The organism is Paracoccus sp. S4493 (assembly GCF_000967735.1).
GTDB classification, from domain to species: domain Bacteria; phylum Pseudomonadota; class Alphaproteobacteria; order Rhodobacterales; family Rhodobacteraceae; genus Paracoccus; species Paracoccus marcusii.
In genome coordinates this window covers 36,854-58,322 of the sequence record NZ_JXYF01000002.1, presented here as the reverse complement: position 1 = coordinate 58,322, position 21,469 = coordinate 36,854, and the positions used below count along the sequence as shown (strand labels likewise).

Annotated in this window: 24 protein-coding genes and 3 tRNA genes; 11 read left to right on the top strand and 16 right to left on the bottom strand. The window is 66.7% G+C overall.

Annotated features, from left to right (window positions below):
* Positions 1-42 precede the first annotated feature (42 nt).
* The 3 genes from TW83_RS00720 to TW83_RS00710 form a co-directional block, all read right to left on the bottom strand.
* On the bottom strand, positions 43-876 hold the full coding sequence (locus TW83_RS00720; protein ID WP_045980846.1) for a lysophospholipid acyltransferase family protein: 834 nt from the start codon (positions 874-876) through the stop codon (positions 43-45).
* A complete protein-coding gene (locus TW83_RS00715) occupies positions 873-1,598 on the bottom strand; it encodes a GNAT family N-acyltransferase (protein WP_045980884.1) in 726 nt (241 codons plus the stop codon). The genes TW83_RS00720 and TW83_RS00715 overlap by 4 nt, the downstream gene beginning before the upstream one ends.
* 187 nt (positions 1,599-1,785) lie before the next feature.
* Positions 1,786-1,965 (bottom strand): DUF3553 domain-containing protein, encoded by a 180-nt coding sequence (locus tag TW83_RS00710; protein WP_045980845.1) that lies wholly within the window; start codon positions 1,963-1,965, stop codon positions 1,786-1,788.
* 42 nt (positions 1,966-2,007) lie between these two features.
* Between TW83_RS00710 and TW83_RS00705 the strand changes: the two genes are divergently transcribed.
* Complete coding sequence (locus TW83_RS00705; protein WP_045980844.1) at positions 2,008-2,631, top strand: histidine phosphotransferase family protein; 624 nt, start codon at positions 2,008-2,010, stop codon at positions 2,629-2,631.
* Here the strand turns inward: TW83_RS00705 and TW83_RS00700 are convergent.
* From TW83_RS00700 to TW83_RS00680, 5 genes are all read right to left on the bottom strand, one after another.
* Complete coding sequence (locus tag TW83_RS00700; protein WP_045980843.1) at positions 2,628-3,893, bottom strand: glutamate-5-semialdehyde dehydrogenase; 1,266 nt, start codon at positions 3,891-3,893, stop codon at positions 2,628-2,630. The genes TW83_RS00705 and TW83_RS00700 overlap by 4 nt on opposite strands.
* A 68-nt stretch (positions 3,894-3,961) precedes the next feature.
* A tRNA-Asp gene (locus tag TW83_RS00695) sits at positions 3,962-4,038 on the bottom strand.
* Positions 4,039-4,066: 28 nt separating this feature from the next.
* Positions 4,067-4,143: transfer RNA gene (locus tag TW83_RS00690), tRNA-Asp, on the bottom strand.
* A 194-nt stretch (positions 4,144-4,337) separates the two neighbouring features.
* Positions 4,338-4,958, bottom strand: coding sequence for a PRC-barrel domain-containing protein (locus TW83_RS19195; protein WP_157001285.1), 621 nt, complete (start codon positions 4,956-4,958; stop codon positions 4,338-4,340).
* 49 nt (positions 4,959-5,007) lie between these two features.
* A complete protein-coding gene (locus TW83_RS00680) occupies positions 5,008-6,114 on the bottom strand; it encodes an anhydro-N-acetylmuramic acid kinase (protein ID WP_045980842.1) in 1,107 nt (368 codons plus the stop codon).
* Positions 6,115-6,171: 57 nt separating this feature from the next.
* Here TW83_RS00680 and tyrS point away from each other — a divergent pair, with 57 nt between their 5' ends.
* From tyrS to TW83_RS00670, 3 genes are all read left to right on the top strand, one after another.
* Entirely contained in the window at positions 6,172-7,413 is a 1,242-nt protein-coding gene (gene tyrS / locus TW83_RS00675) for a tyrosine--tRNA ligase (RefSeq protein WP_045980841.1), read from the top strand.
* Between the two features lie 121 nt (positions 7,414-7,534).
* Positions 7,535-7,687, top strand: coding sequence for a hypothetical protein (locus tag TW83_RS20355; RefSeq protein WP_157001283.1), 153 nt, complete (start codon positions 7,535-7,537; stop codon positions 7,685-7,687).
* A gap of 208 nt (positions 7,688-7,895) precedes the next feature.
* Positions 7,896-8,843 carry a hypothetical protein gene (locus TW83_RS00670; protein WP_045980840.1) on the top strand — a complete coding sequence of 316 codons (948 nt, stop codon included), beginning with the start codon at positions 7,896-7,898 and terminating at the stop codon, positions 8,841-8,843.
* 88 nt (positions 8,844-8,931) lie between these two features.
* On the opposite strand, the gene TW83_RS00665 is transcribed toward TW83_RS00670, so the two are convergent.
* The 4 genes from TW83_RS00665 to pdxH all read right to left on the bottom strand — a co-directional run bounded on the left by TW83_RS00665 (position 8,932) and on the right by pdxH (position 10,895).
* Positions 8,932-9,008, bottom strand: a tRNA-Pro gene (locus TW83_RS00665).
* Between the two features lie 40 nt (positions 9,009-9,048).
* A complete protein-coding gene (locus TW83_RS00660) occupies positions 9,049-9,534 on the bottom strand; it encodes a DUF192 domain-containing protein (protein WP_343251958.1) in 486 nt (161 codons plus the stop codon).
* Between the two features lie 16 nt (positions 9,535-9,550).
* Positions 9,551-10,132, bottom strand: a complete 582-nt coding sequence (locus tag TW83_RS00655; protein WP_045980838.1) for a cold shock domain-containing protein — start codon at positions 10,130-10,132, stop codon at positions 9,551-9,553.
* A gap of 148 nt (positions 10,133-10,280) precedes the next feature.
* Entirely contained in the window at positions 10,281-10,895 is a 615-nt protein-coding gene (pdxH, locus tag TW83_RS00650; protein WP_045980837.1) for a pyridoxamine 5'-phosphate oxidase, read from the bottom strand.
* Positions 10,896-10,974: 79 nt separating this feature from the next.
* On the opposite strand from pdxH, the gene fabI reads away from it, so the two are divergent.
* The 4 genes from fabI (at position 10,975) to TW83_RS00630 (ending at position 13,844) form a co-directional block, all read left to right on the top strand.
* Positions 10,975-11,802 (top strand): enoyl-ACP reductase FabI, encoded by an 828-nt coding sequence (gene fabI, locus TW83_RS00645; RefSeq protein WP_045980836.1) that lies wholly within the window; start codon positions 10,975-10,977, stop codon positions 11,800-11,802.
* A gap of 16 nt (positions 11,803-11,818) precedes the next feature.
* The gene (locus TW83_RS00640; protein ID WP_206692642.1) at positions 11,819-12,427 is read left to right on the top strand and encodes a LysE family transporter; all 609 of its coding nucleotides are present in this window, start codon (positions 11,819-11,821) and stop codon (positions 12,425-12,427) included.
* Between the two features lie 11 nt (positions 12,428-12,438).
* Positions 12,439-12,939, top strand: coding sequence for a xanthine phosphoribosyltransferase (gene gpt, locus TW83_RS00635; RefSeq protein WP_045980835.1), 501 nt, complete (start codon positions 12,439-12,441; stop codon positions 12,937-12,939).
* Positions 12,940-13,076: 137 nt separating this feature from the next.
* Entirely contained in the window at positions 13,077-13,844 is a 768-nt protein-coding gene (locus tag TW83_RS00630) for a PRC-barrel domain-containing protein (RefSeq protein WP_045980834.1), read from the top strand.
* A gap of 54 nt (positions 13,845-13,898) precedes the next feature.
* On the opposite strand, the gene trpE is transcribed toward TW83_RS00630, so the two are convergent.
* The 4 genes from trpE to TW83_RS00610 all read right to left on the bottom strand — a co-directional run bounded on the left by trpE (position 13,899) and on the right by TW83_RS00610 (position 19,065).
* Positions 13,899-15,404 (bottom strand): anthranilate synthase component I, encoded by a 1,506-nt coding sequence (gene trpE / locus TW83_RS00625; protein ID WP_045980833.1) that lies wholly within the window; start codon positions 15,402-15,404, stop codon positions 13,899-13,901.
* Positions 15,404-17,281, bottom strand: a complete 1,878-nt coding sequence (locus tag TW83_RS00620) for a SurA N-terminal domain-containing protein (RefSeq protein ID WP_045980832.1) — start codon at positions 17,279-17,281, stop codon at positions 15,404-15,406. Before TW83_RS00620 ends, trpE begins: the two co-directional genes overlap by 1 nt.
* A 67-nt stretch (positions 17,282-17,348) precedes the next feature.
* Positions 17,349-18,524 (bottom strand): aminotransferase, encoded by a 1,176-nt coding sequence (locus tag TW83_RS00615; protein ID WP_045980831.1) that lies wholly within the window; start codon positions 18,522-18,524, stop codon positions 17,349-17,351.
* Between the two features lies 1 nt (position 18,525).
* Positions 18,526-19,065 (bottom strand): hypothetical protein, encoded by a 540-nt coding sequence (locus TW83_RS00610; protein ID WP_045980830.1) that lies wholly within the window; start codon positions 19,063-19,065, stop codon positions 18,526-18,528.
* Positions 19,066-19,187: 122 nt separating this feature from the next.
* Here TW83_RS00610 and TW83_RS00605 point away from each other — a divergent pair, with 122 nt between their 5' ends.
* Genes TW83_RS00605 through TW83_RS00595 form a run of 3 tightly spaced genes read left to right on the top strand, consistent with a single transcriptional unit; the run spans position 19,188 to position 21,426 of the window.
* A complete protein-coding gene (locus TW83_RS00605) occupies positions 19,188-19,778 on the top strand; it encodes an aminodeoxychorismate/anthranilate synthase component II (RefSeq protein ID WP_045980829.1) in 591 nt (196 codons plus the stop codon).
* Entirely contained in the window at positions 19,775-20,794 is a 1,020-nt protein-coding gene (gene trpD, locus TW83_RS00600) for an anthranilate phosphoribosyltransferase (RefSeq protein ID WP_045980828.1), read from the top strand. Before TW83_RS00605 ends, trpD begins: the two co-directional genes overlap by 4 nt.
* Positions 20,791-21,426, top strand: a complete 636-nt coding sequence (locus TW83_RS00595) for a uracil-DNA glycosylase (RefSeq protein WP_045980827.1) — start codon at positions 20,791-20,793, stop codon at positions 21,424-21,426. Before trpD ends, TW83_RS00595 begins: the two co-directional genes overlap by 4 nt.
* Positions 21,427-21,469 lie beyond the last annotated feature (43 nt).

Here is a 21,469-nt window from a genome sequence, read left to right as displayed (position 1 = left end):
AACGCAGCTGGCAAGGTCTTGACAGGGGTCGGCCCGATGGTTTCAGGCCGGTGTGGCAAGACCGCGAAAATCGGCTTCTATCGCAGAATAGCATGCTGCCGAAAGGGTCTTGCGGTCGTTTCCTGCGACGGGAATCGGGGGGTGCAGCCGGACGGTCACATACCCGTGGCGTCTTGCCGCAAGAATCGACAGCAGGTGCGGCCCCAGATCCATATCCGCCCACCAGCCATAGAATCGCGGGTCCTGCCCCGGCGGCGCGTGATACACGGCACTGACCGGCTGGATCGCCAGACCGGCGGGCAGGTCGTTGGCCAGAAACCCCTGGAACAGGGTCGGCTTGAACGGCAGGACGCGGCGTCCGTCGCTGGACGTGCCTTCGGGGAAGAACAGCAGGCGATGCCCGGCGCGGATGAGTTCGGCAAATTCCAGCGCCTGCGCACGGGCCAGTTTCGGGTCGCGTGTCACGAAATGCGTGTCGGTCACGCGGGTCAGGATGTTGATGCCGGGCCAGCGGGCGACCTCGGCCTTGCTGACGAAGAAGACCGGCAGGGCGGCGTTCAGCGTCAGGATGTCCAGCCAACTGGAATGGTTCGCCACGACCGCGCCGGGGCCTCGCAGGGGCGTCCCCTCGCGCCGCCAACTCAGGCCGATGCAGGCCAGAACCAGGCGGCAGACGATCTGGACATGCGGTCCGGTCCAGGGGCGGCGGCGGCCATGCACCAGTCGCTCGATCCCGCGCAGCGGCAGGATCAGCAGCACGCCCAGCATCAGCACCAGAACCGCCGGCACGCCGCGGCGGATCACCCGCAGCCAGTCGCGCAGCCCGCGCGGGCGGGCCGGCACAGGCGGTTCGGCATCGCGCCAGGTCGGGCTCATGTCGGCTGCCAGCGGCTTTCGTAGAATTGCTTGTGCTTGGCGGACATCGCGCCCGTGTCCATCAGCAGGAACACATCGGTCGTGTTGAAGGCACGGTCGATGAACGCCCCCTCGCCCACCAGACCGCCAAGGCGCAGATAGGCCTTGATCAGCGCAGGCATCCCGACCAGCGCCTCGCGCCGGTCCAGGCGGTCGGGGGCGATCAGGTCCATGGTCTGGAACCCGTCGGGCCGCGCCCGGGGCCGCAGGTCCGGCGGGGCCAGGTGATGGTGGTGCAGCCACGACAGCGACGGTGCCAGCAGCGTCGGGTCCGTGCCGTGAAAGCTGGCCACGCCGAACAGGATCTGGATGCCGTGGTCCAGCACATAGTCGGCCAGCGCGTTCCACATCAGGAACATCGCCGCCCCGCCCCGGTGATCGGGATCGACACAGGATCGCCCCAGTTCCAGCAGCGGTCGGCCGCTGTCGCGCAGCGGGGCCAGGTCGTATTCGCCGTCGCAGTAGAACCGCCCGAAATCGACCGCCACATCGCTGCGCAGCAGGCGATAGACGCCGACCACGTGATCCAGCGCCTCCGCGTCGCGGCGCGTGTCGATCAGGCACAGGTGGTCGACGACGGGGTCGAACTCGTCCCGTTCCAGCCGGGCGTCGTGATCGACCAGCGGGCCTGTGCCGCCCAGCTCCTCGACGAACACGCGATAGCGCAGGCGCTGCGCGGCCATCAGGTCGCGGGGCGTCGTGGCAAGGCGGATCTGGAAAAAGGCAGGGTCGGCGCGGTTCACGATGGCCTCGGTGCTTGGGCTGCGGCCTGTCTAGGAAAGCCGCGCGGCCAATGCAACACGTGCGGCCCAAGTTCCGCTTGCATCGCGCAACCTTCAGTTGCATCGTCGCGCAAGCAATATCAGGAGTTTACATGTCGCCCATGCGCAGGACCTGCAACGCCACGCGGCGTCCGTCGATGACCTGCTTGCCGGCCTCGGTAAAGTTCACGGTGATGCGGTCGCCGATCCGGGACTGGACCTGCCCCTCGCCCCATTCGGGCGCGCCGGGATGACGCACGATCATGCCGGGTTCCAGGATATCGTTCACCGCGAAAACTCCATTTCTCTGCACTTTGGAAGGTAATCATACATGACGGTCGATACAACGCGGATCGCTGCGGGCGATCTGGCCGCACTGCTGGGATCGCGGCTATGCCATGACCTGGTGTCGCCCCTGGGGGCCATCGGCAACGGGGTCGAGCTGCTGGAGATGTCGCCCGATTTTCCGGGCCTGGCCCAATCTCCCGAACTGCGCCTGATCTCTGAAGCGGTGGGTGCGGCACGCGCACGCATCCAGGCCTATCGCATGGCGTTCGGCATGGCGCAGGGCGAACAGCGGATCGGGCTGGCCGAGTTGCGCCGTCTGCTGGACGGGATCGCCGCACAGGGCCGCCTGACGATCACCCTGGACGCCGCAGGCGATTTCGCGCGGCCCGAGATCCGCATGCTGGTGCTGGCGGTGATGTGCATGGAAAGCGCGATGCCCTGGGGCGGCCGGGTGATCGTGCTGCGGGACGGCCCGCAATGGCGGCTGGTCGCGGAGTGCGACCGCAGCAAGGTCGATCCGACCCTGTGGGGCTGGCTGGACGGTCCGCAACCCCGCACCCTCGCCCCGTCCGAGGTGCATTTCGCCCTGCTGGCCGAGGCCGCGCGGGCCGAGAACCGCCCCCTGCGCCATGAATTCGACGACACCGGGGGCGAGATCGCGTTCTAGGCGCGGATCGTCCCGTCGCCCGTGACCAGATATTTGAAGCTGGTCAACTGTTCCGCCCCCACCGGCCCGCGGGCATGCATCTTGCCCGTGGCGATGCCGATCTCGGCGCCCATGCCGAACTCTCCACCGTCCGCGAACTGGGTCGAGGCGTTCCGCATCAGGATCGCGCTGTCCAACCCGGCAAAGAACCGTTCGGCGGTCGCGTCATCCTCGGTCAGGATCGATTCGGTGTGCTGGCTGCCATGGCGGCGGATATGGGCGATGGCCTCCTCGACCCCGTCCACCAGCTTGGCGGCGATGATCATGTCCAGGAACTCGCGCCCGAAATCGTCGGGCTTGGCCGGCACGGTGCCGGGGATGCGCGCCAGATCGCCATCCGCACGCACCTCGACCCCCGCCTCCAGCAGGTCGCGGATCAGGACGTCGCCATGGCGGTCATGGAACGCCCTGTCGATCAGCAGGCATTCGGCCGACCCGCAGACACCGGTGCGCCGCGTCTTGGCGTTCAGCACCACGCGCCGCGCCTTTTCCAGATCGGCCGCGGCGTCGGCATAGATGTGGCAGATCCCCTCCAGATGCGCAAAGACCGGCACGCGGGCCTGGTCCTGCACCAGCCCGACCAGCCCCTTGCCGCCACGCGGGATGATCACGTCGATCAGCCCCTGTGCGCCCAGCATGGCGCTGACCGCCGTGCGGTCGCGCGTGGGCACCATCTGGATGGCGGTTTCCGGCAGGCCCGCCGCGCGAAGACCCTCGACCATGCAGGCATGGATCGCGCTGCTGGAATGCAGGCTTTCCGAACCGCCGCGCAGGATCACCGCATTTCCGGACTTCAACGCCAGCGCCCCCGCATCGGCGGTCACGTTCGGCCGGCTTTCATAGATGACCCCGATAACGCCGATGGGCGTGCGCACGCGGCGGATATGCAGACCGGTGGGTCTGTCCCACTCCGCGATGACCTGCCCGACCGGATCATCCTGTTCGGCAACTTCGCGCAGGCTTTGCGCGATCGCGGCGATGCGTGCGCCGTCCAGACGCAGCCGGTCCAGCATCGCATCCGACAGCCCCTTTTCGCGCGCGAAGTCCAGATCGCGGGCGTTGGCCGTCAGGATATCAGGGGTACGGGCGGTGATGGCGTCGGCGGCGGACAGCAGGGCCATGCGTTTCGGTCCGGCTGGCGTCTGCGCCAGAACCACCGCGGCCTCTCGGGCGGCGGCACCAAGGGCGTCGATCAGTTGCCGGGCTTGGACCATGTCCGTCATCGCTTCCTCCGATACGCAAAATCGACGCTGTCTTAGCGTGATCCTGCCGAGAAGGGGAAGGGAAGAAATGGCGCGGTTGACGGGGCTCGAACCCGCGACCCCCGGCGTGACAGGCCGGTACTCTAACCAACTGAGCTACAACCGCGCATTTCCTTCGGGCGAATGATGAGTTGTGGCGCGGTTGACGGGGCTCGAACCCGCGACCCCCGGCGTGACAGGCCGGTACTCTAACCAACTGAGCTACAACCGCCCAACTCATCCCCCGGACGATCGCCCGCCGGAGTAGGCCGTGGTTTACGCAGACCGCCGTGCGGCGTCAAGGGTGCGTTGAACGAATTTTGCCACATTTGGGCAAATCTTTGAAATAACAGTGCAAAGAACGCGAACGGGGCGCCCGATGGGCGCCCCGATGAACCAAGCAACTTGTAAACAAACAGGGTGGGATCAGTCGCGGACGGTTTCCATGTCGAATTCCGGCAGCGCTTCCAGTTCTTCCTGGCTGTAGTTGGTCGCCAGAACCGTGTCGTCGCCGAACATCGCCATGTTCAGGACATCACGATCCAGTAGCACGGTGTGCGTGCCCATGCCCAGAAAACCGCCGATGTCGGCGATGTAACCCATGACCTGACCGTCCGGCGACATCACGATGTCGGACACAGTCGCGATCTCGTTCCAGTCACCCGGAACCGCATCGCCCGTTGCATCGGTCCATTCGGTGGTCGACGGTTGGTTGGTCGTATAGATCGCGCGGCCCTGCAGCCACGATGCGGTGATGCCGGGATTCTCGGCCGACAGCGTCACTTCCATGTCGCTCATGTCGGTCGCCATGTCGTCGGCGGGCATCGTCTCGGCAGGCATGGCATCCGCCGGCATGGTCTCTGCGGGCATCGTTTCTGCGGGCATCGTCTCGGCCGGCATGGCGTCGGTGGCCGGGGGCGTCGCCGCGTCCTGTGCGAACACCGGAGCCGCAAATGCCAGAGCAGCAGCCGTCGTCATCATGAGGGTTTTCATTCTAGATCTCCGCATCAATTCTTTGTTTCGATGACGTCTTTTCGTCATCTTCACGGCATTAACGCGGGCATTTCGAAGACCGTTCCCTAAACATTTGTCTGATCTAGTCACGTGATCGTGGGTGACTGATCCGTCCTCCGCAGGCCGGTGCCGGAACGCCCGTGGTCATCGGCCCCGATATGGGCAGCCCCCGCAGCACGCGCACCGCAAGCCAGCCGAAGGCCTGCGCCTCCAGCATGTCGCCGTTCAGACCGATCGCCTCGACCGGCCGGACGGGCACGGGCAACGCTGCTGTCAGCGAGTCCATGATGGCCGTATTGTGGCGCCCCCCGCCGCAGACCAGAACCTGCGCAGGCATCGCGGGCAGCCACGCCATGCCTGCCGCAACCGATCCGGCCAGTGCCGACACCAGCGTCGCTGCCGCATTGGCATCGGACAGCGGGGCAACCGCGCGGGTCAGGCCAGCGAACTGATCGCGATCCAAGGATTTAGGGGCGGGTCGCCGGAACCACGGATCATCCAGGAACGCCGCGACGATGTCCTGATCGGCGGTGCCGCTGGCCGCCAGTGCGCCGCCTTCGTCCCGCGACTGACGGCGGCGCCGGCGCATCAGGTCGTTCAATGGCGCGTTCGCAGGCCCCGTGTCGAAGGCGACGCAGGCACCGGCGGTCTCGGGTGCGGGGGCCGTGGGATCCACCCAGCTGATGTTGCCGACGCCGCCTAGGTTCAGGAACCCCACGGGGGCCGCGGGCAGGCACCCCTGCCCCACGGCCCAGTTCGCGCAGGCCCAATGAAAGAACGGCACCAATGGCGCGCCCTCGCCTCCCTGACGCACATCCTCGGACCGGAAATCCCAGACCACGGGGCGATCCGTCATGCGCGCCAGCGCCGCGCCGTCACCCGCCTGATGCGTGCCGCGCCCGCGCGGATCGTGGGCCAGCGTCTGGCCGTGAAACCCGATCAGCTGCGCATCTGGAAACTGCCGTGCCAGATCGGCATGGGCCGCCTGGACCAGCTGCGCCAGCTCCGCCACGTCCGGTGCGCCGGGCCACAGGCCCAGCCCCGCATGCAGCACGGCCGATTCGTTGTCGCCGAACGCATGAAAGGCGCTGTCCCCAAAGCCGCCGATCCGCACTCCGTCGGTTTCGATCATCGCCGCGTCGACACCGTCCAGCGACGTGCCCGACATCATCCCCAAAGCCCGGATCATCGCTTTTCCTTTGCTGCTCCTGCCTGTATATCGCGCGGATACACAAGGATGAAGCCCATGACATACCAGCCCAAATCCGACTTCCTGCGCATCATGTCCGAACGCGGCTATCTGGCCGACTGCACGGATTACGCCGGGCTGGATCAGGCGCTGCTGGCGGGACCGATCACGGCCTATATCGGCTATGACGCGACGGCAGCCAGCCTGCATGTCGGGCACCTGCTGAACATCATGATGCTGCGCTGGTTCCAGAAGACCGGCAACAAGCCCCTGACCCTGATGGGCGGCGGCACGACCAAGGTCGGCGATCCGTCCTTCCGCAGCGACGAACGCCCGCTTCTGGACGATGCCGCGATCCAGTCCAATATCGACGGCATGGGCCGGGTCTTTGCCCGCTATCTGGATTACCGCCCCGACGGCGCGGTGATGCTGAACAATGCCGAATGGCTGGACGGCCTGAACTACCTGACCTTCCTGCGCGACATCGGCCGGCATTTCAGCGTCAACCGGATGCTGTCCTTCGAATCGGTCAAGTCCCGGCTGGACCGGGAACAGTCGCTGAGCTTCCTGGAATTCAACTACATGATCCTGCAGGCCTACGACTTCCTGGAGCTGAACCGCCGCCATGGCTGCGTTCTGCAGATGGGCGGGTCGGACCAGTGGGGCAACATCGTCAACGGCATCGACCTCACGCGGCGCGTGGACGACCGGCAGGTCTGGGGCCTGACCTCTCCGCTGCTGACGACCAGCGACGGGCGCAAGATGGGCAAGTCGGCGGGCGGAGCGACTTGGCTGTCGGCGGACATGCTGTCGCCCTATGAGTTCTGGCAGTTCTGGCGCAACACAACCGATGCCGATGTGGGCCGGTTCCTGAAGCTGTACACCGAACTGCCGGTGGACGAATGCGACCGCATGGGCGCGCTGCAGGGGTCCGAGATCAACGAGGCCAAGGTCCGTCTGGCCAACGAAGTGACGACCCTGTTGCACGGCGCCGATGCCGCCGCCAGCGCCGAGGCGACCGCGCGCAGCGTCTTTCAGGACGGCGGCGCGGGCGGCGATCTGGAGGTCGCGGTGCTGCCCGCCGATCAGGCGCAAGGCGTGACCATCGCGCAGGCCCTGGTCCAGTCGGGCATCGTCGCCAGCGGCAAGGAGGTCAAGCGACTGGTGGCCGAAGGCGGCCTGCGCGCCGACAACGCGCCTGTCACCGATCCGCAGATGCCCTTTGAACAGGCTGCACTGGAGCGCGGCATCAAGATCTCGGTCGGCAAGAAAAAGCATCGGATGCTGCGCATCGGCTGAGTTGACCGCATTGCATGGCTGCCCTGCACCCGCCCTGACCTTGCGTCAGGGCGGTTTCATTTTGACTGGGCAGTCAATATCTGACGGTCACGGGAGGAAACGCCCTGATCGGAGAATGACAATGTCGAACCAGACCCAGAAGCCGCTGAGCATCGCGGACCGCAAGCGCAGCCAGCAGGCCGATGCCGCACTGGATCAGATGTACGGATACTATGCCCGCGAAGACGGCACCCGTCCCGTCGTCAGCGAACTGGACGCTCAGAAGGCTGCATAACGCCGGAAAGATCGCCGAAAGCAAGGGGCCCACGCGGCCCCTTTTCCATGTCCTGACCGCGGAAGAACCGCGGCTGCCACCCGATGCCTCAGCACGGGTTCGATTGGGCGTCGCGGTGAGGCCCGCCATGCGGTTCTGTCACAACTTGAAACGTCAGGCTGCGGAACGGTACTGAGAGGGGCATGACAGTCGAAAAGGACACATCCCGATGATTGCGCAACACGACGCGACGGTGCCGCCCAATATACGTCGCCTGGAGGACGGGCGGCTTGTGCTTGTCGGGGGAAATCACGGGGTCGCGCAGATGTTCGAACGCGGCAGTTCCACGGTGCCGGAGGAGCGCATCGAGATTTTCAGACGCAATCATCGCATGCGGAAGCAGTGGGCGGATGAGAACGGCTGCACCTATTCCCAATGGGTGTTTCCCGATCCGATCGTTCTGAACGCCGTCACGGCAGGGCTCGGGTATCGATCGATATTCGAACGCTCGATGCCATCTGACGCGCGGCCCAACGATCTGCTTTATCCGATCGACCATCTGTTCGGGCGGAATGATCGGCTGAGCATGACTGACAGTCACTACACTCCCGTCGCGAACATGCACCTGGCCGCCGATGTGGCTGAACGGACTTTGCATATCGATGCAAGCAAGGTTCTGGCTGATCTTACATCCAGCATGGGTCCGGAAAGAGAATACGTGGGGGACCTGGGTGTGCAATGTACGCCGAAAATCAGCGAGATCAGGCGTTCGCCGATGGCACACCCCCAGATCACCTCGGCTGCCAATGGGGTTCAGGCCGGGAACATGGGAATCATGCACCTGATATCGTCCCCGAAATCGGTAACGCCGCGGACGCTAATGATTTTTGGCGACTCGTTCTTTCGCTCGCTGTTGACAGAGTTGGCACGTTACTGGCGCAAGATCATCTTCTGCCGCACGCCGTTCTTTCATCAGGAGATGATGGCGGCGGTCAAGCCGGACGACGTTCTGTGCGGGCTGGCGGAACGCTATTTCGCCTCCACCCGGCCCGACACCGAACGACCGCACTTTCTTGCCTATCCCCTGATGCACGGCCGAAGCACCGCTCCCGATGCGATGTTCGCCACGCTTTGGGACGAGATGATCGATGCCAACGCCTTGGCATTGAACAGATGATCGTTTGATCGCGATAGGTTCTGAACAAAGATCGAGAGAATACCGCGTAAGCGGGCGCGCAACGCATCAATAGAAGCGCGGTGTTCAGTGGTCGGGGCGATAGGATTCGAACCTACGGCCTACGGTTCCCAAAACCGTCGCGCTACCAGGCTGCGCTACGCCCCGACACCCGCGCTTTAGCGCAAGGGCGCGGCGGTGGAAAGCCCTAGCGGCATGGCCAAGCTGCGGTAGTGCGATCCAGCGCGGGATGAGCCAGTTGCTGGCCGGCGGCAAGGCCCAACCTTGCCGCCTCGCCTCCTGCGATTTCCAGGACCATCAGGCGGTCCGGCCGCGGATCGCCGACGGCGGCGCCGGGGATCGGCGTTTCGTCCAAGGGGCGAGCGTTGCGGTGAATATGACGGATCACGCCGATTTCGTCAAAGAAGATCAGGTCGAGCGGGATCAGCGTGTTGCGCATCCAGAAACTGACCGGCTGGGGTTCGGGATAGACGAACAGCATCCCCTCTCCCGCAGGCAGGTTTCTGCGGAACATCAGGCCTTGGGCCCGTGATTCGGGTGTGTCGGCAACCTCGATTTGAAAGGACAGAGCCGTGTCGCCAGTTGTGCGAATCAGCGCCGCATCAGACCTGCATTGCGCATCGGCTGCCGGGACGATGGGTTGGGCCGCAAGCGGCGCAGCCAGCGCCAGCAACAGGGCGACTGCAAGGCTACTCCGCAACATGGGGAAGCGAGTTGTGAAGCGATTCGGCCTGCGCCTTTTCGTCATGGGCCGTCTGCGCCGCATCCCATGCCGCGATCTGTGCCGCCATGAGGCCACGGGGGCCCTCGACGATGCGCAGGCAAAGCGCCTCCCCGATGGCAAGGTCTGCAAAACCGGAATGGCGCAGGACCTCGATGTGGATGAAGACATCCTCGGAGTAACCGAAGATGTTGGCGAACCCGAAGCCCTTGGATTTGTCGAACCATTTCACACGCGCCGGTCGCAGCGGAAGGCTGTCGAGGTTCTCGATGATGTCGATGTCCAGGTCGGCGATGGGGGCCTGTCCGTCGGTGGCGGGTGGCTCGACCGAAACGACCTCTGCGGCCTGCACGCCGCGGCTGGTATGCTGCACCAGCACCTGCACGCGTGACTGATCGGCGACGGAACTGCGGCCGAAATTGCGCAACACGTTGCCATGCAACAGAATATCGCTGCCGCCGTTTTCGTCCAGAATGAAGCCATAGCCCTTCGAGGGGTCAAACCACTTGACCAACCCTGTCACCAGCTTGAGGCCGCCGTCTTCTGTCATCGCATTTCCGTATTCACGCTAGCCGATTGTCCTAGGACAGTAATGACCCCCTCGACTGACTACAACACAACAGTGGCTTGGAGGCGAGACTATGCCAACGAGATTAACAAAAGTTGGTTCCGTTCCTGCGACGACATATCGCGGCGGGTCATGGATAGAGCCGTTCGACCGACCATCCGGCATCCGCGTCGCGGGTCCACCGGAACCGGTCGTGCAGGCGAAACGCGCCGTCGGCCCAGAATTCCAGATGTGACGGAGTGATGCGATAGCCGCCCCAGAACGGCGGCCGCGCGGGGCGCGGACCGTGGCGCAGTCCGGCCTTGGCGGCCTCGGCCACCAGCGTCGCGCGGGCATCCAGCGGTTGCGACTGGCGCGAGGCCCAAGCCCCCAACCTGCTCTGCAGCGCTCGGCTGTCGTAATAGGCGTCGGCTTGGGGTCCGTCCTCTCTCGTGACGGTGCCGCGCACGCGGATCTGCCGGTGCAGCGATTTCCAGTGCATCACGAAGGCCGCCTTGCCCGAGGCCTCGATCTGGCGACCCTTGGCGCTGTCATAATTGGTATAGAAGACGAAGGATCCGTCCAGCCCCTGCCCGTCGATATCCTTGAGCAGGACCATCCGCACATCCGGCAGCCCGTCTGCATCGACGCTGGCCAGCGCGATGGCATTCGGGTCGTTGGGCTCGGACGCCCGCGCCTCTTCCAGCCAGGCGCGGGCGATGTCGAACGGGTCGTCGCCCGCAAAGATTCCGGTCCGATCACTCATCGCGCATTCCTTGTGCTTGCTGCGACAGGACACTTGCCCTAATCACCTTTGAAACGGTTGAAAGCGTGAGGGACAGGACATGTCAAGCGAGCAGAGGCCCGGCCTGATGGCCGGCAAGCGCGGTCTCATCATGGGATTGGCCAACGACAAGTCGATCGCCTGGGGCATCGCCAAGGCCCTGGCGGCCGAGGGTGCGGAATTGGCGTTCAGCTATCAGGGCGATGCGCTGAAGAAGCGCGTCGATCCGCTGGCGGCGCAGCTGGGGTCGGACACGGTGCTGCCCTGCGACGTGTCGAACGAGGCATCGATCGATACCCTGTTCGCGGATCTGGGCGCGAAATGGGACGGGCTGGATTTCGTCGTCCATGCCATCGGCTTTTCGGACAAGGACCAGCTGCGCGGCCGCTATGCGGAGACGACACGCGACAACTTCCTGATGACGATGGACATTTCGGTCTATTCCTTCACCGCCGTCGCGCGCCGCGCGGCCGCGATGATGAAGGATGGCGGGTCGATGCTGACGCTGACCTATTACGGCGCCGAACGCGTCATGCCGCATTACAACGTGATGGGCGTCGCCAAGGCCGCGCTGGAGGCCTCGGTCCGCTATCTGGCCGAGGATTTCGGCAAGGACAACATTCGCGTCAACGCGATCAGCGCCGGTCCGATCAAGACGCTGGCCGCCAGCGGCATCGGCGACTTCCGCTACATCATGAAGTGGAACGAACTGAACTCTCCGCTGCGTCGCAATGTCACGCAGGAAGATGTCGGCAATTCCGCCCTGTACCTTCTGTCGCGCCTTGGCGCCGGCGTGACCGGCGAGACGCATCACGTCGATGCCGGCTATCACGTCGTGGGCATGAAGGCCGTCGACGCCCCCGACATCGCGACCGTCAAGAAGGACTGACGGACACGCAGCCCCGATGATCCAGATCACGGCCGAACAGATGGGCATCTTCGTGGCCACGCTGTCGGCCGCGATCCTGTCGCCCGGACCCGGCGTGATCGCCGTCAGCCAGGGCGCCTTTGCCCTGGGGCGCAGACGCGCGCTGACCTATGGGTGGGGCTTGGCGATCGGCGCGTCGGTCTGGTGCCTGGTCGCGCTGCTGGGACTGACAGCCCTGTTCCGCGTCGCCCCCTGGACCCTGATCCTGCTGAAACTGTTGGGCGGGGCCTATCTGATCCGCATCGGCATCCTGATGTGGATCCACGCCCGCGACCCGATGCCCGACGCCGCGGCGGGCGGGATGAGCCTGTGGTCAGGCATGGCACTGAACCTGTCGAACCCGAAACCGGCGCTGTTTTACTCCGCCGTGCTGCTGTCGATCTTCCCCGCAGCGCTGAGTGTCGCCGACAAGGGCGCCATCTATGCCGTGGCCTTGTCGGTCGAGCTGTTCTTCTATACCGCACTGGCCAGCCTGATGGCCCTGCCGCTGTTGCGGCGGCGCTATGCGGCCCTGAAATTCTGGATCGACCGGGGGGCCGGGCTGGCGATCGCCGCCCTCGGCCTGTCCCTGGTCCTGCGCCCGTGAAGGAGACAACGATGAACGACCGCCTGCCGCACGAAAAAGGCTTCCATGTCAGCTGGGACCAGCTGCACCGCGACGCGCGCGCCCTGGCATGGCGCATGGACGGCACCGAATGGCGGGCCGTGGTCGCCGTGACGCGCGGCGGGCTTGTCCCCGCGATGATCGTCGCGCGGGAACTGGACATCCGGACCATCGACACGATCTCGATCCGCTCCTACAAGGGCGTCGGCACGGAAGCGGGCCAGGGCCAGCTGGAGGTCCTCAAGCGCCCCGACCCCGAACTGATGGGCGATGGCGAGGGCATCCTGGTCGTGGACGACTTGGTTGATTCGGGACGCACGCTGGAACTGATCCGCGAGATGTATCCCAAGGCACATCTAGCCACCGTCTATGCCAAGCCCAAGGGCAAGCCGATGGTCGCCAGCTATGTGACCGAGGTCAGCCAGGACACCTGGATCTTCTTCCCGTGGGACATGGCATTGCAGTACGTGCAACCTTTCCGCGGCGAAGACTGAAACGATATCAGGGGCTTGGCGAACCCCTGACATTTCTGTCACCGACAGGGCGGGAACCTGACGTGATGCCGGTGCATTAAGCACCCAATGGCGGGCTGCCCAAGCAACCCGCAAGGCACACACAGGAGACCAAAGACATGCGTAAGCTGCTTTTGACCACCACCCTTGCTCTGCCTCTGACCCTTGGCGCGGCATTCGCGCAAGACACGGCACCCGCCGCTGATCCCGCGATGGAGCCTGCCGAAACCGCCCCCATGACCGACGCCGGAACCGGCGACATGGCGACGGGTGACATGGCCACGGATGACATGGCCACCGAAGACGCCGATGAAGCCGCCGCCGCCGCATCCGCTGCAGAAAAGGTCGAGGTTCAGCAGGCTGAAAACGAATGGCGCATCGACTGGATCACCGGCGCCAGCGTGACGTCGCCTGATGGCACTGACATCGGCTCGATCAGCGACCTGATCGTCGATGGCGACACCGGCGAGATGAAGGCCGCGATCATCGGCGTGGGTGGTTTCCTCGGCATCGGCCAGAAGCAGATCGCCCTGCCGTGGGCTGACCTGACCATCAACTCGGACGCGCAAGAGATCACCAGTGATCTGACCCGCGAAGAGGCTGAGGCCGCACCCGAATACGTGTTCCGCGATCAGGAAGCCCCGGCCGGCGACATGATGAGCGACCCGGCGGCTGATCCGGCAGCGGCCCCTGCCGCAGATCCGATGGCTACCGGCACCGCGACCCCGCCTGCCGACACGATGGCGACGGAACCTGCAGGTGACATGGCGGCCGAACCCGCCGACGGTATGGCTGAACCCGCCGACACGATGGCAACCGAGCCAGCGGACACGATGGCAACGGAACCGGCCGACGGCGCGACGACCGAGACCGCACCCGCCAACTGAGTTGCGATCCTGACAAAAGAACGGCGGCCCTTTGGCCGCCGTTTTTCGTTGCGCTCAACTGTTTCCGCGGACGAACCGCGACGCGCCTTCTGCGGCGCGCTGCAGGGCACGGCTTTTGTTCACCGTTTCCTCGAACTCCGCTTCGGGGTCGCTGTCGTAGACGACGCCCCCGCCAGCCTGAATATACAGCGCCTTGTCCTTGACCACGCCGGTACGCAACGCGATGCACATGTCCATCTCGCCATTGGCCGCGAAATAGCCGACAGCACCGCCATAGACGCCCCGCTTTTCAGGCTCCAACTCGTCGATGATCTGCATCGCGCGGACCTTGGGCGCGCCCGACACCGTCCCGGCAGGCAGGCCCGCCAACAGCGCGGACAGCGCGTCCTCGCCCTCCCGCAGCTCTCCGACCACGTTGGACACGATGTGCATGACATGGCTATAGCGTTCGATCACAAACTGCTCGGTCGGGCGGACGGTGCCGGGCCTAGCGACGCGACCCACGTCGTTGCGGCCCAGATCCAGCAGCATCAGGTGTTCGGCCAATTCCTTCTGGTCGGACAGAAGATCGGCCTCCAGCGCACGATCCTCCGCCTCGTCCGCGCCGCGGGGCCGCGTTCCGGCGATGGGGCGGATCGTCACCTCTCCGTCGCGCAGGCGGACCAGGATCTCGGGGCTTGCACCGACGATCTGGAAACCGCCCATGTTCAGGAAGAACATGAAGGGCGACGGGTTGGTCCGCCGCAGGCTGCGGTAAAGTGCGAAGGGCGGCAACGGAAAGTCCATCCGCCACCGCTGGCTGGGAACGACCTGAAAGATGTCGCCCGCGCGAATGTAATCCTTGGCGGTCTCAATCGCGGCCAGATAATCGGGTTTGGCGAAATTGGACACCGGCGCGCCGATCTGCGTGTCGTCGCCCATCACCCGCGGCTCTGACGGCTGCCGATCAAGCGAGCGCAGCGCATCCATGACCCGTTCCGCGGCGCGCGCATAGGCCGCGCGCGCATTGTCGGTACCGTCATGCCAAGCCGGGGCGCACAGGGTCACCTCTCCCTTCACGCCGTCCAGCACGGCCACAACCGACGGGCGCATCATCATCGCGTCCGGCAGGTCCAGCGGATCGGGATTCACATCCGGCAGATCTTCGACCAGCCGGATCATGTCATAGCCCAGATAGCCGAACAGGCCCGCCGCGACCGGCGGCACGCCCTCGGGCATCGCGTCGATCCGGCTTTCCGCGATCAGGGCCCGAAGGCTGTCCAGCGCCGGGCGGGTATCATCCTCGAAGTCCTGAGAGAACCGCGCCTGCCGGTTGATCCGCGCCCGACCGTCGCGGCATTCCCAGACCAGGTCGGGCTTCATGCCGACGATCGAATAGCGGCCGCGCAGCTCTCCGCCCGTGACCGATTCCAGCATGAAGCTCTGCGGTGCGGCCTCGGCCAGCTTCAGCATCAGGCTGACCGGGGTGTCCAGGTCCGCGGCCAGCCGGATGGTCACCAGCTGGTTGCGGCCTGCGGCCCATTCGGCCTCGAACTGCGGAAATTCCGGCGTCAGCTGCATCACTGGACCTGGGCGTTGATGGCGTTGATCGCGGACTGGTTCAATTCGACCGCGGACTGGCGCTGCGCATAGCGGGCGTAATAGTCGAACAGGTCGACCTGCAGCGACTGATCCAGACGCGACCGCACCCCGTCCAGCACCTGCGCCGCATCGGGCTGGGACAGGTCGGCATCGTTGATCTGGTCAAGCCGCACGACGAACACCCGGTCGCCCGCATCGACGACCTCGGCCTGACCGGGTTCGGTCACGGCAAAGGCCTGCGACAGCAGCTGCGGGGGCAGTCCGTCCATCCAGTCGCTGCGCGCCAGGCCGGTTTCGGTCGTCCAGGCGGAGGCGTCGTCGGCCTGCGCCTCGTCCGGGGTCGCCTCGGTCTGGGCGACCTCGGCCAGGCTCAGATCGGCGGCCAGTTCCAGCAGCTGGCGCTGGACCTCGGCGCGGCGCCAATCGGCCAGAACCTCGTCGCGGACCTCCTCGAAGGGGCGCAGGGTCGGGGGCACGATCTCGTCTAGGCGCATCGCGAAGACGCCGCCATCCGCCAGTTCGGCCAGTTCGGGGAAATCGGTGCTTTCCATCTGGGCGGCACGTTCGCGAAACGCCTCGTATCCGGCGATGCTGCCCTCGGCCGGCACCGCGTCGGCGGTCCAGTCGACCTGGCCCAGTTCCAGCTCGGTATCCTCGGCCAGCTCCTCCAGCGTCGCGCCGCTTGCCAGCGCGTCCTCCAAATCCGCGATGCGGTCCTGGATCTGGCGCGCGGCGGCGGACAGCGCCGCCTCTCCGCGCAGGCCTTCGCGCGCTTCCTCGAAGGGAATGTCGACGGGGTCCAGGATCGCGTTCACCGAAAACAGCGCAGGGCCCAGATCGGTCGGCAGCGGACCCACGACCCCCGGCTGGTCCAGCGCGAACACGGCCTCGGCCGCCGAACCCAGCTGCGCCTCGGTCACCTCGCCCAGATCAACGTCATCCAGCGTCAGTCCGCGCTGCAGGACGAAGGATTCGAACGGCGCGGTGTTGGCGTCGATCTGCTCGCGGGCGGCCTGCGCCTGTGCCTCGTCGGGGAAGACCAGGCGGCTGACCATCCGGCGCGCGGGGCGCTGGAACTGGTCGATGTTCAGCTGATAGGTGTCGCGCAGCGCGGCCTCGTCCAGCTGCACCTCGGAGGACAGCATGTCGGGCGTCACCCAGGCATAGGTGATCGCGCGCGTCTCGGGTGCGGTGAAGCGGTCCCCATTGGCAGCATGCCAGGCGCGCAGCGTCGCGTCGTCAGGCTCGGCCACGGGCGCGGGCAACTCGTCCTCGGTCAGTTCGCGCCAGCTGAAATCGCGCGTCTCCAGCAGCCAGCGCGCGGTCTGGTCGACCATCGGCGCCGGCGCGGTCACGCCGCCCACGACGGCGCGCTGCAGCAGCAGGCGCGCCTCGTCGTCGCGCACGGTCGCCTCGAAATCGGCCTCGGTCAGATTCTCGCGGCGCAGCACCTCGGCATAGGCGGCACGGTCGAACGACCCGTTCGGGCCCTGGAACGCGCCCGCCTGCATGATCGTCTGCGCGACCTGCGCATCGCCCACCGACACGCCGATGGCGCGCGCCTGTTCCGCCAGCGCTGCCGCCGCGATCAGGTTGGCCTGCACCGACTGCGCCAGCCCCATCTGCTGGGCCTGCTGCATGGTGATCTGCTGGCCGGTCTGCTGGGAAAAGGCGCGCATTTCCGATTGCAGGGCGCGGGCATAGTCGTCGGCGGTGATCTTGGTGTCGCCGACCGATCCGATCTCGGTCGTGCCGCCCGAAAAGCTGGTGATGCCAAAGCCTCCCAGCCCCAGCACCATCAGACCCATCAGGATCCAGACGATGGTCGATTTGCCCTTGGTACGCAGCTGTGACATGGCGCGGCCTTCCTCGTGGTCGTGTCCCGCCCGTCTTTAGGGCGCGGGCGGGTCAGCCACAAGTGGATCAGGCCGAAAGGCCGGCCAGCCGGTCCGCCAGCGCCGCGATTCCGGCCGCGTCGGCATTGGCGAACGCAATGCGCAGGTGGCGCGGGCCCGTGGCGTCGCCCTCGGGCGTGAACATCGTTCCGGGCAGCGCCAGGACGCCTGCGTCCCGCACCATCCGCCGCGCCAGATCGGCCGAGCCTTCGGCGAACGGGTGTTCGACCCATGCGAAATACGCCCCCGCGCTTTTCAACCGCCAGCCGGGCAAGGCGCCAAGGGCGGCCGCGGCGGCGGCACGGCGCGCCAGGATCTCGGCCCGCTCTCCGGCCAGCCAGTCCTGCAGGTGCTCCATCCCCCAGACCGCGCCGATCTGACCCAGTTGCGACGGAGAGATGGCCACGGTGTCCAGGAACTTCTCGACCTGCTGCAACCGCTCGATGCCGGCGACGATGGCGCCGACACGATGCCCGGTCAGGCGATAGGCCTTGGAAAAGCTGTAGAGCTGGATCAGCGTCCCGTCCCAGTCAGGCCGGGTCAGCAGGTCATGCGGTGCCCCGTCGCGGCTGTCGAAATCGCGATAGGTCTCGTCCACCACCAGCGCGATCCCGTGCGCCTGCGCCAGATCGAAGAACCGCCCCACAAGATCGGCCGGGTACTCCGCGCCCGACGGGTTGTTCGGCGTGACCAGCACGATCGCCCGCGTGGCGGGCGTGATCAACGCCGCTGCGTGATCGGGGTCGGGCAGCATGTCGGCCCCGCAGGGCAGCGGGACCGTGGCGACGCCCGCCATGTCCAGCCACATCTTGTGATTGAAGTACCACGGCGTCGGCACGATCACTTGATCGCCCTGCCCGGCCAGCGTCGCCATGACCGCGCAGAACGCCTGGTTGCACCCTTGGGTGATCGCGACGTTGGTCCCCGTCAGAGCACCACCATAGGCGGCAGAAAACTGCGCCGCCACGGCATCGCGCAGATCGCTGTTGCCCAGGACGGGGCCGTACAGATGCGCCTCGGGTCGGTGCAGGGCCGCCTCGGCGATGGCCCGGCGCAGCCCTTCGGGCGGCGGATCGACGGGGGCGGCCTGGCTGACATTGATCAGGGGTCGGTCGACGGGAAAGCTGACGCCGCTCAGCCAGCGGCGCGCCTCCATCACCGGGGGGGCAAAGGTCGCGGCGAGGGCGGGGTTCAGCGGGCGCATGTCAGTTTCGTTCCATTCTGCGAAGGTCGGTCAGGTCCGGTGGCAGCGACAGGTCCAGCGCCGGGGCGGGCATCGCGGGCGCCCGGTCCATGGGCACATCGTCCGACGGCGCGATCCGCGGCAATCCGTCCTGCGCCGCGCGGATCGCGGGCTGGGGCGCGGGGCCGGTCACCGTCACCGGCGTATCGCCGCGCAGGGTCAGGCCGGGCGCATCGGCGGCCATGTCGGGCGCGGGTTGCGCAGGCATCCGGTCCGTGGGCTGCAGGCTGGGACGCATCGTGTCATTCGTCACGGGGGCCGGTTCATCCTGGGGTGCGGGCACCGCGGCGGGCGTGGCCGCATCGCGCAGGCTGGCCGCACTGGGCGCGGGCAAGGTCGGCGAGACGTCGCCCCCGCGTCCGAATTCGGACCCGATCGGCATGCCGATCGACAGCGCGTCGCGCCCCGGCGGCGCCAGCGGCACCGCCAGCGACAGCCCGGCCAGCGCCAGGGCCCCAACCAGCCCGCCCGTCGCCGCCCCCGCCAGAAAACCCCGTGCCATCCCTGCCCCGCCCGTGCTGTGCGTCCGCCCGGTCTTGACCCCCGGTGGCGCTTTGGCCCATCTATAGCGGACGCTTTTTCCGGGGGAAACCGCCCCCCTTCTTCTGGCCGCAAGGTGCATCGATGATCCTTCTGATCGACAATTACGACAGCTTCACCTGGAACCTTGTCCATTACATGGGCGAGGCCGGGGCCGAGGTCGTCGTGCGCCGCAACGACCAGATCACCGTGGACGAGGCCCTGGCGATGGCGCCGGACGGGATCGTGATCTCTCCGGGGCCGTGCGATCCGGCGCAGGCCGGGATCTGCCTGGACCTGATCCGCGCGGCCGCGGACCGCGCCGTGCCGCTGTTCGGGGTGTGCCTGGGCCACCAGGCGATCGGAGAGGCGTTCGGCGGTCGCGTCGTGCGCGCCAACCGCATCCTGCACGGCAAGGTCGACGCGATCAGCCATGACGGCACGGGCGTCTTTTCGGGGCTGCAATCGCCGCTGAACGCCACCCGCTATCATTCGCTGACCGTCGAACCCGAGACCCTGCCGAACTGCCTGCGCGTCACCGCGACGTCGGACGACGGCACGATCATGGGCCTGATCCATTCCGACCTGCCGATCGAGGGCGTCCAGTTCCACCCCGAATCCATCGCCTCGCAGTTCGGACACGAGATGATCCGCAACTTCCTGGACCGCTGCACCGTCCGCAAGGACGCCGCATGACGGACATCCGACCCCTGATCGGCCTTGCCGCTGAACGCCCCCTGACGGGATCCGAGGCCGAGGCCGCGTTCTCCGCGCTGTTCGACGGTGCGGCGACCCCCGCCCAGATCGGCGGCCTGCTGATGGCCTTGCGCGTGCGCGGCGAAACCGTGGACGAGATCGCAGCCGCCGCCCGCGCCATGCGCGCCCGCATGAACCGCGTCACCGCCCCCGACGGCGCGATGGATATCGTGGGCACCGGCGGCGACGGCAAGGGGACGCTGAACATCTCGACCGCGACGGCCTTTGTCGTGGCGGGGGCCGGCGTGCCGGTGGCCAAGCACGGCAACCGAAACCTGTCGTCGAAGTCCGGGGCGGCCGATGCGCTGACCCAGATGGGCATCAACGTGCTGGGCGGCCCCGCCGTGGCGCAGCGCGCGCTGGACCAGGCGGGCATCTGCTTCATGATGGCGCCGATGCACCATCCGGCGATGCGCCATGTCGGCCCGCCCCGGACCGAACTGGGCACGCGCACCGTCTTCAACCTCTTGGGACCGCTGACCAATCCGGCCGGGGTCCGCCGCCAGCTGACCGGCGCGTTCAGTGCCGACTGGCTGCGCCCCATGGCCGAGGTGCTGCGCGACCTGGGATCGACATCGGCCTGGCTGGTGCATGGCGGCGACGGCACGGACGAGCTGTCGATCGCCGAGAACAGCCACGTGGCCGCGCTGCAGGACGGCCAGATCACCGAATTCACCATCGCCCCCGAGGATGCGGGCCTTTCCCGCCATCCCTTCGCCGCGATCGTGGGCGGAGAGCCGTCGCACAATGCCGCAGCCTTCCGGGCCCTGCTGGACGGCGAACGGGGCGCCTATCGCGACGCGGTCCTGCTGAACGCGGCCGCTGCGCTGCTGATCGCGGGGCGGGTTTCCGACCTGCGCGACGGAGCCCGGATGGCCGCCGAATCGCTGGACAGCGGCGCGGCAAAGGCGCGGCTGGTGGCGCTGGCGCAGGTCACCGGCGCACCCGAATCATGACGCCCCCGTCGGACTGGGCGCATCTGCCGTTCTTTCGGGACGACTGGCCGGTGATCCGCGACCGACTGTCGAACACGGCGTTCCTGCCCGGGCCTGATCGGATCTTCGCGGCCCTGCAGGCGACATCGCCGCGGGATGTGCGGGTCGTGATCCTGGGTCAGGATCCCTATCCGACACCGGGCCATGCGAACGGGTTGGCATTCTCGGTCACGCCCGACACGCCGCTGCCCCGGTCCCTGCGCAATATCTTTGCCGAACTGCGCGACGATCTGGGCGATGCGCCCGAAACAGGTGATCTGTTGCATTGGGCGCGTCAGGGCGTGCTGCTGCTGAACACCGCGCTGTCGGTCGTGCCCGGACAGGCAGGAGCCCATGCGGGCTGGGGCTGGGAAAGGCTGGCCCGACAGGCCGTTGCCGAGGCGCTGGCGCACGGTCCGCTGGCTTTCGTGCTGTGGGGCAATCACGCGCGGAAAGCGGTGGCGGGCCTGCCGCGCGCGCAGGATCTGGTGATCGCCACGGCCCATCCCTCGCCCCTGTCGGCCCGGCGCGGGTTCTTTGGATCGCGGCCCTTCAGCCGCATCAACGACTGGCTGACGGACCAGGGGCGTGCGGCCATCGACTGGACCGGCTGACCGCCGCGCCCCCTTTCCCCGCCCGCGCGGTGGGGATAGAACG